Origin of the sequence: Modestobacter roseus (assembly GCF_007994135.1) — a bacterium.
In the GTDB taxonomy this organism is placed as follows: domain Bacteria; phylum Actinomycetota; class Actinomycetes; order Mycobacteriales; family Geodermatophilaceae; genus Modestobacter; species Modestobacter roseus.
The window spans coordinates 611249-625109 of sequence record NZ_VLKF01000001.1; the positions used below are offsets into that span (position 1 = coordinate 611249).

Annotated in this window: 14 protein-coding genes; 12 read left to right on the top strand and 2 right to left on the bottom strand. The window is 74.1% G+C overall.

Annotated features, from left to right (window positions below):
• Window positions 1–5 precede the first annotated feature (5 nt).
• From JD78_RS02970 to JD78_RS02980, 3 genes are all read left to right on the top strand, one after another.
• Window positions 6–1382 carry a bifunctional folylpolyglutamate synthase/dihydrofolate synthase gene (locus JD78_RS02970; protein ID WP_153360654.1) on the top strand — a complete coding sequence of 459 codons (1377 nt, stop codon included), beginning with the start codon at window positions 6–8 and terminating at the stop codon, window positions 1380–1382.
• Window positions 1379–1759, top strand: coding sequence for a DUF4233 domain-containing protein (locus JD78_RS02975; RefSeq protein WP_153360655.1), 381 nt, complete (start codon window positions 1379–1381; stop codon window positions 1757–1759). The genes JD78_RS02970 and JD78_RS02975 overlap by 4 nt, the downstream gene beginning before the upstream one ends.
• Window positions 1760–1922: 163 nt before the next feature.
• Entirely contained in the window at window positions 1923–2162 is a 240-nt protein-coding gene (locus JD78_RS02980; RefSeq protein ID WP_153360656.1) for a hypothetical protein, read from the top strand.
• A 12-nt stretch (window positions 2163–2174) separates the two neighbouring features.
• Here JD78_RS02980 and JD78_RS02985 read toward each other — a convergent pair whose 3' ends face one another.
• Together JD78_RS02985 and JD78_RS02990 are read right to left on the bottom strand one after the other, a co-directional pair.
• Complete coding sequence (locus JD78_RS02985) at window positions 2175–2711, bottom strand: Clp protease N-terminal domain-containing protein (protein WP_166520941.1); 537 nt, start codon at window positions 2709–2711, stop codon at window positions 2175–2177.
• 1 nt (window position 2712) lies between these two features.
• Window positions 2713–2928 carry a helix-turn-helix domain-containing protein gene (locus JD78_RS02990; protein ID WP_153360658.1) on the bottom strand — a complete coding sequence of 72 codons (216 nt, stop codon included), beginning with the start codon at window positions 2926–2928 and terminating at the stop codon, window positions 2713–2715.
• A gap of 73 nt (window positions 2929–3001) precedes the next feature.
• Here JD78_RS02990 and ndk point away from each other — a divergent pair, with 73 nt between their 5' ends.
• The 9 genes from ndk (at window position 3002) to def (ending at window position 13854) form a co-directional block, all read left to right on the top strand.
• Window positions 3002–3424, top strand: a complete 423-nt coding sequence (gene ndk, locus JD78_RS02995) for a nucleoside-diphosphate kinase (protein ID WP_153360659.1) — start codon at window positions 3002–3004, stop codon at window positions 3422–3424.
• Window positions 3425–3506: 82 nt separating this feature from the next.
• Window positions 3507–5432, top strand: a complete 1926-nt coding sequence (locus JD78_RS03000) for a TIGR03960 family B12-binding radical SAM protein (RefSeq protein WP_153360660.1) — start codon at window positions 3507–3509, stop codon at window positions 5430–5432.
• Window positions 5433–6200 (top strand): TIGR03936 family radical SAM-associated protein, encoded by a 768-nt coding sequence (locus JD78_RS03005; RefSeq protein ID WP_153360661.1) that lies wholly within the window; start codon window positions 5433–5435, stop codon window positions 6198–6200.
• A 263-nt stretch (window positions 6201–6463) separates the two neighbouring features.
• Window positions 6464–9850 carry an Rne/Rng family ribonuclease gene (locus JD78_RS03010; protein ID WP_153360662.1) on the top strand — a complete coding sequence of 1129 codons (3387 nt, stop codon included), beginning with the start codon at window positions 6464–6466 and terminating at the stop codon, window positions 9848–9850.
• Between the two features lie 200 nt (window positions 9851–10050).
• Complete coding sequence (gene rplU, locus JD78_RS03015; protein ID WP_153360663.1) at window positions 10051–10362, top strand: 50S ribosomal protein L21; 312 nt, start codon at window positions 10051–10053, stop codon at window positions 10360–10362.
• 7 nt (window positions 10363–10369) lie between these two features.
• A complete protein-coding gene (gene rpmA / locus JD78_RS03020) occupies window positions 10370–10645 on the top strand; it encodes a 50S ribosomal protein L27 (protein ID WP_153360664.1) in 276 nt (91 codons plus the stop codon).
• A gap of 107 nt (window positions 10646–10752) precedes the next feature.
• A complete protein-coding gene (obgE, locus tag JD78_RS03025; RefSeq protein WP_166520942.1) occupies window positions 10753–12243 on the top strand; it encodes a GTPase ObgE in 1491 nt (496 codons plus the stop codon).
• Window positions 12240–13361, top strand: a complete 1122-nt coding sequence (gene proB, locus JD78_RS03030) for a glutamate 5-kinase (RefSeq protein WP_208103969.1) — start codon at window positions 12240–12242, stop codon at window positions 13359–13361. The genes obgE and proB overlap by 4 nt, the downstream gene beginning before the upstream one ends.
• Window positions 13362–13374: 13 nt before the next feature.
• Window positions 13375–13854: a peptide deformylase gene (def, locus tag JD78_RS03035; protein WP_153360665.1), complete on the top strand. Its 480-nt coding sequence runs from the start codon at window positions 13375–13377 to the stop codon at window positions 13852–13854.
• Window positions 13855–13861: the final 7 nt, after the last annotated feature.

A 13861-nucleotide genomic window follows, 5' to 3' on the forward strand; every position in this document is an offset into this window, starting at 1 on the left:
GAGCGATGAGCACCTCTCTTTCCCCAGGGCAGGACGCCGGTGGCCGTGAGCTGGCCCGGGTCGAGCAGGCGCTCCTGGCGCGGTGGCCGGAGAACCGGCTCGAGCCGTCGCTGGCCCGCATCTCCGCGCTGGTCGACCTGCTGGGCGCGCCGCACCGCGCGTTCCCCGTCGTCCAGGTCACCGGCACCAACGGCAAGACGACGACGGCGCGCATGATCGACGAGCTGCTGCGCGGCTTCGGCCTGCGCGTGGGCCGGTTCACCAGCCCGCACCTGGAGACCGTGCGCGAGCGGATCGTCATCGACGGCGAGCCGATCAGCGCCGAGCGCTTCGTCGAGGTCCACGACGACATCGCGCCCTACGTGCAGATGGTCGACGCCGGCAGTGACGTGCCGATGAGCTTCTTCGAGGTGACGGTCGCGCTGGCCTACGCCGCGTTCGCCGAGACCCCGGTCGACGTCGCCGTCGTCGAGGTGGGCATGGGCGGCACCTGGGACGCGACGAACGTCGTCGACGCGCGGGTCGCCGTCGTCACGCCGGTCTCCCTCGACCACGCCGAGTACCTGGGCCCCGACGTCGCGACGATCGCGACGGAGAAGTCCGGGATCATCAAGCCCGAGTCGGTCGCGGTGCTGGCCCACCAGCCGGCCGGTGCCCTGGAGGCGCTGGTCCGCCGCGCGATCGAGGTCGACGCCACCGTGGCCCGCGAGGGGACCGAGTTCGGCGTGCTGGAGCGGCGGGTGGCCGTCGGCGGCCAGCAGGTGCGCCTGCAGGGCCTCGGTGGCGAGTACGACGAGGTCTTCCTCCCGCTGTTCGGCGCGCACCAGGCGCAGAACGCCGCCGTGGCGCTGGCCGCGGTGGAGGCCTTCCTGGGCGCCGGTGCGGCCAGCGGGCCCGTCGCTCAGGACGTCGTCCGGGAGGCGTTCGCCGGCGTCCGCTCACCGGGCCGGCTGGAGCGGGTGCGCACCTCGCCGACCGTGCTCATCGACGCCGCCCACAACCCGGCCGGCATGGCTGCGACCGTCGAGGCGGTCCGCGAGTCCTTCGACTTCACCCGGCTGGTCGGCGTGGTCGGCTGCGTGGTCGGCAAGGACGTCAGCGGGATCCTGGCGGCCCTCGAGCCGCTGTGCGCGGAGCTGGTCGTCACCCAGAACAGCTCGGCGCGGGCGATGCCCGCCGACGAGCTGGGGGCGCTGGCGGTCGACGTCTTCGGCGCCGACCGGGTCAGCGTGCACCCGCGGCTGACCGAGGCCCTGGAGTCGGCGATCGAGCTGGCCGAGGCCGGGCCGGACGACGCGCTGGGCGGCTCCGGCGTGCTGGTCACCGGCAGCGTGATCACCGCCGGTGAGGCTCGCACGCTGCTCGCCGGCCGGCGGTCGTGACCGCACCCGACCCGGTCCGGGCCGGGAAGGCGCTGGGCGGCGCGGCCGCGGCGATCCTGTTCCTGGAGGGGATCGCCGTGCTGTTCGTGCCCCGGGCCTTCGCCCCCACCGACGACGGGCTCTCCGGGCTGGGCCTGTGGTCGGTGCTGGTGCTCGCGGTCGTCCTGGTGCTGGCCAGCGGGCTGCAGCGCCGACCGCAGGGGCTGCTGATCGGCAGCGCGCTGCAGGTGCCCCTGGTGCTGACCGGCCTGCTCGGCGCGGCCATGTGGTTCGTCGGCGGGGTCTTCCTGCTCATCTGGCTCTACCTGCTGCAGATCCGCAAGGAGCTGCTGGGCACCGCGCTCGGCCCGCCGCCCGCCGCGCCGCCGGCCGGCTGACGGTTCTTCACCCGTTCGGGCCACCCTCCCCGCGCCGGGACTCTCGTCGTGAGCCACAGTGGTCGTGACAAAGGGTGCACGGGTGATCATGCAGGAGTGATCGCCGGTGAGGACGGGGGAGACCATGGCGAACCATCGGAGTTGCTGCGGGGGCAGCCACGACGTGCCCAGCCGCAAGGCCAGGCGGAGCACCACCGAGGAGCCGGTCATCGGCCCGGCCGGGCCGATCAGCACGACGATCGTCGACTACGCGGCCCGCGTCCGCTTCCGGCTGCCCGAGGACGCCGTCGAGCGCCGGGCGCAGCAGCTGCACGCCCGCAACAGCTACGACTGCTGGAACGGGCTCAGCGACAAGGACCAGGAGCTGTGGCGGCACATGGCCCGGGTGGACCTGGCCGGCTGACCACCGCGGCCCTCACGCCGCCTCGGTCGCGTCGACCCGGTCCTGCACCGCAGCGGCCGTGGTGCCCAGCTGCCGCAGCACGGCGGTGACCACCGGGTCGCCGACGTCGAGCACGCCGAACAGGACGTCGGCGCTGTCGATGCCCCGGCCGCGGCGACGGCGTCGGCGGCCGACCGCGTGCCGCAGCGCCTGCTCGAGGGCCCTCTTGCTGCCCCCGGCGAAGGGCAGGTGGGCTCCGCTCTCCGACCGGCTGAGCTCCAGCGCACCGGGGCCGAACGTCGCCTCCACGGTGGCCCGCACCCGGTCCAGGTCGACGCCGAGCGCGGCCAGTGCGGCCGGGTCGAGCGGGTCGCCGGCGGCACTGATCGCGGCGTGCAGGCCGGTGGGTTCGATCCCCGCGGCAGCGAGTGCGTCGGCGCCCCGGCCTGCGCGGGTGCCGATCGCGAGCAGCAGGTGCACCGGCTCGATCCGGTCGGCCCGGAGTCCGCGGGCCTGGGCCTGGGCGTCGACCACGACCTGCCGGGCGTCGTCGGTGAATCGTTCGAACACCTCAGTCGTCCTTCCTGCTGCGGGCGTGCTTCTTGTGCACCGCCTGGCGGCTGACGCCGAGCGCATCGGCGATCTGCTGCCAGGACCACCCGCGATCACGGGCGCTGGAGACCTGGAGGACCTCCAGCCGGTCGGCCAGCTCGCGCAGCGCCCGGATGGCGCGCAGCCCGGTGGCCGGGTCGTCGGCCGCGGCGGCGGTGACGTCGGTGGTGGACATGCCCGTCAACGTAGGTTGACGGAGTAGGACTGTCAACCTGAGTTGACGGACGTCGTCCCGTACGCTGCCGCGCGTGTCTGCACCCACCGCTGAGCGCACCCTCGTCCTGGTCAAGCCCGACGGCGTGGCCCGCGGCCTGGTCGGCCAGGTGATCGCCCGGCTCGAGGCCAAGGGCCTGCGCCTGGTCGCCGCCGAGCTGCGCACGCTGACCGCCGAGGTCGCCGAGACCCACTACGCCGAGCACCGCGAGCGCCCGTTCTTCGGCTCGCTCGTGGAGTTCATCACCAGCGCGCCGCTGATGGCGCTGGTCGTCGAGGGCCCGCGGGCCATCGAGGCGTTCCGCGCGCTGGCCGGCGCGACCGACCCGGTCAAGGCCGGCCCGGGCACCATCCGCGGCGACTTCGCCCTGGAGGTGCAGGCCAACATCGTGCACGGCTCGGACTCGCCCGAGTCCGCCGCCCGCGAGATCGCGCTGTTCTTCCCCCAGCTGGGCTGACCCGTGCCCTCGGGGGCGGAAACGGCCGTTTCTGCCCTCGAGGGACCGGGCTGTCGCCACCGGCGGCTACCCTGGACGGGTCATGACTGGTGAGTCCCTGTACCCCCGCCTCGAGCCCCTGCTCGCCCAGGTCCAGAAGCCCATCCAGTACGTCGGCGGTGAGCTCAACGCCCAGGTGAAGCCCTGGGACGACGTCGCCGTCCACTGGGCGCTGATGTACCCCGACGCCTACGAGGTGGGGCTGCCCAACCAGGGCCTCATGATCCTCTACGAGGTGCTCAACGAGCGCCCCGACGCCCTGGCCGAGCGCACCTATGCGGTCTGGCCCGATCTGGCCGGGCTGATGCGCGAGCACGGCGTCGGCCAGTTCACCGTCGACAGCCACCGCGCGTTGCGCGACTTCGACCTGCTGGGCGTCAGCTTCGCCACCGAGCTGGGCTACACCAACCTGCTCGAGGCCCTCGACCTCGCCGGCGTTCCGCTGCACGCCGTCGACCGCGACGAGACCCACCCGGTCGTCGTCGCCGGCGGGCACGCCGCCTTCAACCCCGAGCCGGTCAGCGACTTCGTCGACTGCGCCGTCCTCGGTGACGGCGAGCAGGTCGTCGGCGACATCACCGACGTCGTGGCCGCCTGGAAGGCCCAGGGCCGGCCCGGCGGGCGCGTGGAGCTGCTCGCCCGGCTCGCCCGGGTCGACGGCGTGTACGTGCCCCGCTTCTACGCCGTCACCTACGGCGCCGACGGCACGATCGCCGAGGTGCTGCGCACCCGCGACGACGTCCCGGCCCGGGTCGGCAAGCGCACCGTCATGGACCTCGACGAGTGGCCCTACCCCAAGCAGCCGCTGGTCCCGCTGGCCGAGAGCGTGCACGAGCGGATGAGCGTGGAGATCTTCCGCGGTTGCACCCGGGGCTGCCGGTTCTGCCAGGCCGGCATGATCACCCGCCCGGTGCGCGAGCGCACGATCACCGGCATCGGCTCGATGGTCGACGCCGGCCTCAAGGCCACCGGCTACGAGGAGGTGGGCCTGCTCTCGCTGAGCAGCGCCGACCACTCCGAGATCGGGCAGCTGGCCACCGAGCTCGCCGACCGCTACGAGGGCACCAACACCGGCCTCTCGCTGCCCAGCACCCGGGTCGACGCGTTCAACGTGACGCTGGCCAACGAGCTGTCTCGCAACGGCCGCCGGTCGGGCCTGACCTTCGCGCCCGAGGGCGGCAGCGAGCGCATCCGGCGGGTGATCAACAAGACCGTGTCCAAGGAGGACCTGGTCCGCACGGTCACCACGGCGTACGCGAACGGCTGGCGCCAGGTGAAGCTCTACTTCATGTGCGGGCTGCCCACCGAGACCGACGAGGACGTGCTGGAGATCGCCGAGCTGGCGGTCGAGGTGATCCGCGCCGGTCGCGAGGCCAGCGGCTCCAAGGACATCCGCTGCACGGTCTCCATCGGTGGCTTCGTGCCCAAGCCGCACACCCCGTTCCAGTGGGCCGGGCAGGCCAGCGCCGAGACCATCGACCACCGGCTGCGCATCCTGCGCGAGGCGATCAACGCCGACCGCCGCATCGGCCGCTCCATCGGCCTGCGCTACCACGACGGCAAGCCCGGGGTGATCGAGGGTCTGCTCTCCCGCGGCGACCGTCGCGTCGGCCGGGTCATCGAGCGGGTGTGGCGCGACGGCGGGCACTTCGACGGCTGGAGCGAGCACTTCTCCTACCAGCGCTGGACGACGGCCGCGGCCGAGGAGCTCGCCGCCTTCGGCGTCGACCTGGACTGGTACACGACCCGGGAGCGCACCGAGCACGAGGTGCTGCCCTGGGACCACCTGGACTCCGGGCTGGACAAGGAGTGGCTCTGGGAGGACTGGCAGGAGGCGATCTCCGAGGAGGAGGTCGGCGACTGCCGGTGGACCGGCTGCTACGACTGTGGCGTCTGCCCGACGATGGGCACCGAGATCCAGATCGGCCCCACCGGCCGGAGCCTCATCCCGCTGACCGTGGTGCGCTGAGTGGCCCGCCAGCCCGACGGGCCACCGCCGCCGCCGACCGTGCAGAAGCTGCGGCTGCGCTACACCAAGCGCGGGCCGCTGCGGTTCGCCTCGCACCGCGACCTCGCGCGTGCGCTGGAGCGCGCCCTGCGCCGGGCGGGCGTGCCGATGGCGTTCTCGGCGGGCTTCAGCCCCCACCCGAAGATCTCCTACATGGGCGCTGCACCCACGGGCGCCGCGTCGGAGGCCGAGTACGTCGAGATCGGCCTCTCCCAGCGGCGCGACCCCGAGCAGGTCCGCGCCGCCCTGGACGCGTCGCTGCCCCCGGGCATCGACGTGCTGGAGTGCGTGGAGGCGGGGGAGGGGACGGGCTCGCTCGCCGACCGGCTGGACGCGACCCGGTGGCGGGTCGACCTGGCCGGCGTCACCCCGGAGCAGTTGTCCGCGGCGGTCGCCGAACTGCTCGCCCGGGACACCCTGATGGTCGCCAAGCGGACCAAGAACGGCACCAAGGACGTCGACGTCCGGCCCGCGATCGTCCGCGCGTCGGTGGCCGGGGACACAGGTTGTGCCATACTGCAGGTGGTCGTACGGCAGCTCACGCCGACCGTGCGACCGGACGACGTGATGGCTGCCCTGGCTGTCGTCGCCGACCTGCACCCGCCGTCGCCCCCACGGGCCGTGCGTGAGGCGCAGGGCCGGCTCGACGAGAGTGGTGACGTCACCGACCCGCTCGATCCAGATCGTGCGATCCGCTCCTGCTGCCAGGAGGAGCGAGCGCCGGTCTGACCGGCGGGGCCAGGTGCCGGACGCCGTCTGCGACACGTCTGCCAGCCGTGGCGCGACCCTAGAGCTCTGCACCACCGCACCACCCGCGATCTGCTGCACCACCGGGCCCCAGCCGCACCGGCCGGGGCACGAAACAGACTTCGCGGGCCGGCCGACCCCGCCGCACCTCGGTGTGGCCGCCCGACCCGCCCAACCCGCGTTCCTGCGCGGCCGCCAGTCGGAGACGATCGGCGCCCGGGAGCGCACCAGGAGGCGAGCCCTTCGTGGCCGACCGCATCGACGAGAACGACAGCACCACCGAGGCGAACGAGGCCCAGCCGCCCGTCGCCCCGGACTCCACGGGGACCGGCTCGGTACACGAGCCGGACACCCTGACCGAGGGCTCGGCCGAGGAGCCCGAGGAGGAGACCCCGGCCGAGGACGAGACCGTCCAGGACGCGGTCGCCGAGACCACCGGCGCCGTCCCGGCGGAGCCCCGGTCGGTCGACGAGCCCGAGCCCGAGGCCCCGCGCTTCGGTGCCCAGTTCAGCTCCCCGGAGCCGACCGCCGTCACCGCGCGTCCCCGCCGGCGGGCCACCCGTCCGGCGCTGGCCGCCGACCCCGACTCGGTGGCCCCGGCGCCGTCGGCCCCGCCCGTGGCGCCGGCCTTCGTCAGCTTCATGGCCCCGCCGGAGCCGGAGGCCGTGTCCCCGCGCCGGCGCAGCCGCCGCACCGAGGCCGAGTCCCCGGCCGATCCGGAGGCCGCGTCCCCGGCCGACCGCGACGAGCAGCCGGCCGCACCGGCCCGCCGGTCCCGTCGGCGCCGTCCCGCGGACGCCGAGGACGCTCCGGCCGAGGACGTCACCGCCCCCGCCGTCGCCGAGCCTCGGGCCGACCGCTCCGACGACGACCAGGACACCGACGACCAGGACACCGACGAGCAGGACACCGACGAGCGCGACAGCGATGACCGCGACGGCGACGACGGCGGCTCGGCCAGCAGCCGGCGCCGCCGCCGAGGCCGTCGTGGTCGTGGCCGTGGCCGGTCCGGTGACGACGCGGCCGACACCGACGACGACGCCTCCGAGCAGTCCACCGGCGAGCCCCGCCGGGACGCTGCTCAGGACGGCGAGGGCGCCGAGGAGTCCGGCAGCGCCGACGACTCCGACGACAACGACGACGCCGAGGGTGGCAGCGGGTCCAGCACCCGGCGCCGGCGGCGGCGTCGTCGCCGGGGGAGCAGCGGCGAGGGCGCTGACGACACCGCCGAGGACGCCGACGACCGCCCCGAGCGGGCCGGCCGCAACGGCCGGGTCAGCAGCGAGGACGACGTCAAGGGCGTGGCCGGCTCGACCCGGCTGGAGGCCAAGCGCCAGCGCCGCCGGGAGGGTCGCGACGGTGGTCGCCGCCGTGCGCCGATCCTCACCGAGTCCGAGTTCCTCGCCCGCCGCGAGGCCGTCGACCGGGCCATGGTCATCCGCCAGCAGGGCGAGCGCACCCAGATCGCCGTCCTCGAGGACGACGTCCTGGTCGAGCACTACGTCACCCAGGCGCAGGCGACCTCGTTCGCCGGCAACGTCTACCTCGGCCGCGTGCAGAACGTGCTGCCCAGCATGGAGGCGGCCTTCGTCGACATCGGCAAGGGGCGCAACGCCGTCCTGTACGCCGGTGAGGTCAACTGGGACGCCGCCGGCCTGACCGGCAAGTCGCGGTCGATCGAGACCGCGCTGAAGTCCGGCGACAAGGTCCTGGTGCAGGTCACCAAGGACCCGATCGGCCACAAGGGCGCCCGGCTCACCCAGCAGGTCAACCTGCCCGGCCGGTTCCTGGTCTACGTGCCCGGCGGCTCGATGACCGGCATCAGCCGGAAGCTGCCGGACAAGGAGCGCACCCGGCTCAAGGACATCCTCAAGAAGATCGTCCCCGAGGACGCCGGTGTGATCATCCGGACCGCGGCGGAGGGCGCCTCGGAGGAGGAGCTCACCCGCGACGTGGCCCGGCTGCAGGCGCAGTGGGAGGTCATCCAGACCAAGGCGGCCTCCACCAGCAGCGCCCCGACGCTGCTCTACGGCGAGCCGGACCTGGCGATCCGGGTGATCCGAGACGTCTTCAACGAGGACTTCAAGCGGCTGGTCGTGCAGGGCGACGACGCGTGGGACACCGTCGAGGCCTACGTCGCGCACGTCTCCCCGGAGCTCTCCGAGCGGCTGCAGCGCTACACCGGTACCGGTGACGTCTTCCGCGACCTGCGGATCGACGAGCAGCTGGCCAAGGCGCTGGACCGCAAGGTCTGGCTGCCCTCCGGTGGCTCGCTGGTCATCGACCGCACCGAGGCGATGACCGTGGTCGACGTCAACACCGGGAAGTTCACCGGCTCCGGGGGCAACCTGGAGCAGACGGTCACCCGGAACAACATCGAGGCCGCCGAGGAGATCGTCCGCCAGCTGCGGCTGCGCGACATCGGCGGGATCATCGTCATCGACTTCATCGACATGGTCCTGGAGAGCAACCGCGACCTGGTCCTGCGGCGGCTGACCGAGTGCCTGGGGCGCGACCGCACCAAGCACCAGGTCGCCGAGGTCACCTCGCTGGGCCTGGTGCAGATGACCCGCAAGCGGGTCGGCCAGGGCCTGCTGGAGGTCTTCTCCGAGCCGTGCGAGCACTGCCGTGGCCGGGGTGTGCTGGTGCACACCGACCCGGTCGACGACAAGAAGCGCTCGGGCGGGAACGGCGGCGGCAACGGGAACGGCGGCGGGAACGGGAACGGCAACGGCGGCGGGAGCGGCGGCGGCCGCAACCGCGACCAGCAGCGCGCCGACAACGCCGGCAGGAGCTCGGGCAAGGACCAGTCCAAGGACCAGTCCAAGGACCAGGGCGGGGACCAGGGCAGGGACCAGGGCAGGGAGTCGGGCCGGGAGTCGCGGCCGGACCCCTCCGCCGCGGAGGCCGGTGTCGCCGCCGAGGCCACGCCGTCGGACGAGACGTCCGGCGCGGTGGCCGGCGCTGCGGCCGCCGGCGAGGAGCTGGGCGGCGAGTCCGGCTCCGAGGGACGCAGCAGCCGGCGCAGCCGAGGACGACGTGGGCGCGGGCAGTCCGGTGAGGCCCGGGCGGCCGAGGACGCGGCGGTGCTCGCCGCCGCCGGCGAGTCCGGTGCCGCGGCGACGCCGGAGCCGGCCGAGTCGGGCAGCGACGCGCAGCCCGAGGCGGCCACCCCCGACACGCTGCTGGCCGGTCGCATCGCCGACACCCCGCTGGCCCCCGCGGTCGGGCGGGACGAGGTGGCCACGGGCCTGCAGGAGGCTTCGCAGGACGCCTCCCAGCCCGTCCGGGGGTCCCAGCCGATGGCGGCGCCGGACGCACCGGTCCCGCCGGTCGTCGTGGCGCCGCTGCCGGTGGCCGAGCCGGCGCAGTCGGCTCCTGAGGCCACGGCTCCTGAGACCACGGCTCCTGAGACCACGGCTCCTGAGACCACGGCTCCTGAGACCACGGCTCCTGAGACCACGGCTCCTGAGACCACGGCTCCCGAGGCCGTGGCTCCCGAGGCCGTGGCTCCCGAGGCCGTGGCTCCCGAGGCCGCAGCTCCCGAGGTCGTGGCGCCCGAGGCTGCCGCGCCCGCACGGCCGCGTCGTCGCCGGGCGGCGTCCCGCCCGGCGGGGCCGCCGGCCTCGTAGCCGGGCCGGCCCACAGGCCACGTTCGACCCGGACGGCCGGGCTCGGGTACGCTGGCCGGGTTGCCGCTGCGCGGAGGCACGTCGAGTGCCCGGCGCTTCACCTCAGCAGAGGTCGGCGGCCCGTCCAGCACCTGGCCACCGTGCCGGAGTGCGTGCAGGACACAGTGCTGGATACGTAGGAACCGATCGAGGAGTCAGTGGTGTACGCAGTCGTCAAGGCCGGTGGAGCGCAGCACAAGGTGGGTGTCGGTGACACGTTCACCATCAACCGCCTCGCCGGGGAGGCCGGTGACACGATCACCCTTCCGGCCCTGCTGCTGGTCGACGGCGACACCGTCACCACCGACGCGCAGGCGCTGGCCGGCGTGACCGTGACCGGCGAGATCGTCGAGCACGGCAAGGGCCCGAAGATCAAGATCCACAAGTTCAAGAACAAGACCGGGTACCACAAGCGGCAGGGGCACCGTCAGCCCCTGACCAGCGTCGTGGTCCGCGACATCACGAAGGGCTGACGACGACATGGCACACAAGAAGGGCGCCTCGTCCTCACGCAACGGCCGCGACTCGAACGCCCAGCGCCTGGGCGTGAAGCGGTTCGGCGGTCAGGTCGTCAAGGCCGGCGAGATCATCGTCCGCCAGCGCGGCACCCACTTCCACCCGGGTCTCGGCGTCGGCCGGGGCAAGGACGACACGCTGTTCGCGCTCGTCCCCGGCTCGGTGACCTTCGGGTTCCGCCGTGGTCGTCGCGAGGTCGCGATCTCGGCCGTCCCGGCCCGCGAGACCGTCTCGGCCTGAGCACCACCCAGTTCCACCAGCTCTGAGGGGTGGCGGCGCCGGACTCCGGCGCCGCCACCCGTTTCCCTTTCCGGACAGTTCGGCCGTAACGCAGAGAGGCGGCGATCATGGCCGCTTTCGTCGACCGCGTGACGGTCCACGTGGCCGCGGGCAAGGGTGCCAACGGGGTCAGCTCCGTGCACCGCGAGAAGTTCAAGCCCCTCGGTGGGCCCGACGGCGGGAACGGCGGCGACGGCGGCGACGTCGTCGTCCAGGTCGACCCGAGCGTGCACACCCTGCTGGACTTCCACCACCACCCGCACCAGAAGGCCGGCAACGGCAAGCAGGCCGCCGGCAACTACCGCAACGGTGGCCGCGGTGAGGACCTGGTGCTCGGTGTGCCCTCCGGCACCGTGGTGAGCATCGGTGGCCAGCCCGTGGTCGACCTGGTCGGCGCCGGGGCCCGCTTCGTGCTCGCCCGCGGTGGCAAGGGCGGGCTGGGCAACGCCGCGCTGGCCAACGCGCGCCGCAAGGCCCCCGGCTTCGCCCTGCTCGGCGAGCCCGGCGAGGCCGTGGACGCCGTCCTGGAGCTCAAGAGCATCGCCGACGTCGGGCTGGTCGGGTACCCCTCGGCGGGCAAGTCCTCGCTGGTGGCCGCGATGTCCGCGGCCCGGCCGAAGATCGCCGACTACCCGTTCACCACGCTCGTGCCGCAGCTGGGCGTCATCCGCTCCGGCGACACCACGTACACGATGGCTGACGTGCCCGGCCTCATCCCCGGCGCCTCGGTGGGCAAGGGCCTCGGCCTGGAGTTCCTCCGGCACGTCGAGCGCTGCGCGGTGCTGGTGCACGTCGTCGACATGGCCACGATGGAGCCCGGGCGTGACCCGGAGACCGACATCGAGGCGCTCGAGCACGAGCTGCGCGAGTACGGCGGTGAGGAGCTGGACCTGGTGGGCCGGTTGCGGATCGCCGTGCTCAACAAGATCGACGTCCCGGACGGCCGGGAACTCGTCGACCTGGTCCGCGCCTCGCTCGAGGAGCGTGGCCTGACGGTCTTCCCGATCAGCGCGGCCACCGGTGAGGGCCTGGCCGAGCTGGGCTTCGCCCTCGCGGCCGCCGTCGAGGAGCACCGCGCCGCGCTGCCCGAGCTCCCGGCGGCCCCGGTCACCCTGACCCCGCGCGCGGTCGACGACGGCGGGTTCACCGTCGAGCCCGACCCGCGCACCGACGGCTGGCTGGTGCGCGGTGTCCGCCCCGAGCGCTGGGTCCGGCAGACCGACTTCAGCAACGACGAGGCCGTGGGCTACCTCGCCGACCGGCTCAACCGGCTGGGCGTGGAGGAGGAGCTGGCCAAGGTCGGCGCCGTCCCCGGCGACGCCGTCACCGTCGGCGACGTCACCTTCGACTGGGAGCCGACGCTGCCCGCCGGCACGCTCAGCATCGAGGAGACCGCGGGTCTCGGCGGCCGGGGCACCGACACGCGGCTGGAGACGAACACCCGGCTCTCCGCCGACGAGCGACTGGCGGCGAAGAAGGCCCGGCGGCTGCCCTACGAGCTGGCCGACGCCGACGGCTCGTTCGACCAGGACCTCCTCGAGGGCGACCGCGACCGGTGAGCGTGCGGGCGGAGATCGCCGGCGCGCAGCGGGTGGTCGTGAAGGTGGGGTCCTCGTCGCTGACCACGCTGCCCGGCGGGCTGGACGAGGACCGGCTGCGCGCGCTGGTCGACGTCCTGGGCGCGCTGCGCACGGCCGGCCGGGAGGTCGTGCTCGTCTCCTCCGGAGCGATCGCCGCCGGCCTGGCGCCGCTGGGGCTGGACAGCCGCCCCCGTGACCTGGCCACCGCCCAGGCGGCGGCCAGCGTCGGGCAGCTGCGCCTGGTGCAGACCTACGCCGACGCCTTCGCCGGGCACGGGGTGACCGTCGGGCAGGTGCTGCTCACCGCCGACGACCTCACCCGGCGCAGCCACTACCGGAACGCCCGGCAGACCGTCGAGCGGCTGCTCGCGCTCGGCGTGCTGCCGGTCGTCAACGAGAACGACACGGTCGCCACCGAGGAGATCCGGTTCGGCGACAACGACCGGCTCGCCGCGCTGGTGGCGCACCTCGCGGTCGCCGACGCGCTCGTGCTCCTCTCCGACGTCGACGGCGTCTACGACGGCGACCCGCGCACCGGCCCCGCCCAGCTGGTCGACACCGTGCGCAGCCGCGAGGACCTCGCCGCGGTGGCCCTCGGCTCGGCCAGCCGCAACGGCGTCGGCACCGGCGGCATGGCCACCAAGGTGGAGGCGGCCTTCATCGCCTCCGCGGCCGGGGTGCCCGTCGTGGTCACCTCGACGCCGCAGGCGGCCGCCGCGCTGGCGGGGGAGCGGGTGGGCACCCTGTTCGCGCCCAGCGGCCGGCGTCCCTCCGCCCGGCAGTTCTGGCTGCGCTACGCCAGCCGCCCCCGCGGGCGGCTGCTGCTCGACGACGGTGCCGTGCGCGCCGTCCGTGAGCGGCACGCCTCGTTGCTGGCGGCCGGCATCACCGGGGTGGCCGGGGAGTTCCTGGCCGACGACCCGGTCGAGCTGGTGGGCCCCGACGGCGTCGTCGTCGCCCGGGGGCTGGTGGCCTACGACGCCCGCGAGCTGCCCGCCCTGCTCGGCCGCAAGACCGGCGACCTCGACCCGGAGCACCGCCGCGAAGTCGTGCACCGCGACGAGATGGTCCTCGTCGGTCGGCGGGCACCGGCCTGAGAGACTGCCCGGCGTGAGCGTGCGACCCATCCGCGAGATCGGTGACCCGGTGCTGCGCACCCCGGCCGACCCGATCCGCGTCTTCGACAAGGACCTGGCCGCGCTCGTCCGCGACCTGGAGGAGACCGTCGACCACCCCGGCCGGGCCGGGGTGGCGGCCACCCAGATCGGGGTGGGGCTCCGGGTGTTCTCCTACAACGTCGACGGCGTGATCGGGCACCTGGTGAACCCGGTGATCACCGAGCGGTCCGAGGAGACCCAGGACGACGACGAGGGCTGCCTGTCCATCCCCGGGCTGTACGCGCCCACCGTGCGGGCGATGCACTGCGTCGCCGAGGGCTTCGACGTGCACGGGGAGCCGCTGCGGCTGGAGGGCAGCGGGCTGATGGCGCGCTGCCTGCAGCACGAGGTCGACCACCTGGACGGGAAGCTGTTCGTCGACCGACTGACCGGGGACGCCCGCAAGCAGGCCATGCGGGCCCTGCGTGCCTGAGACGTGC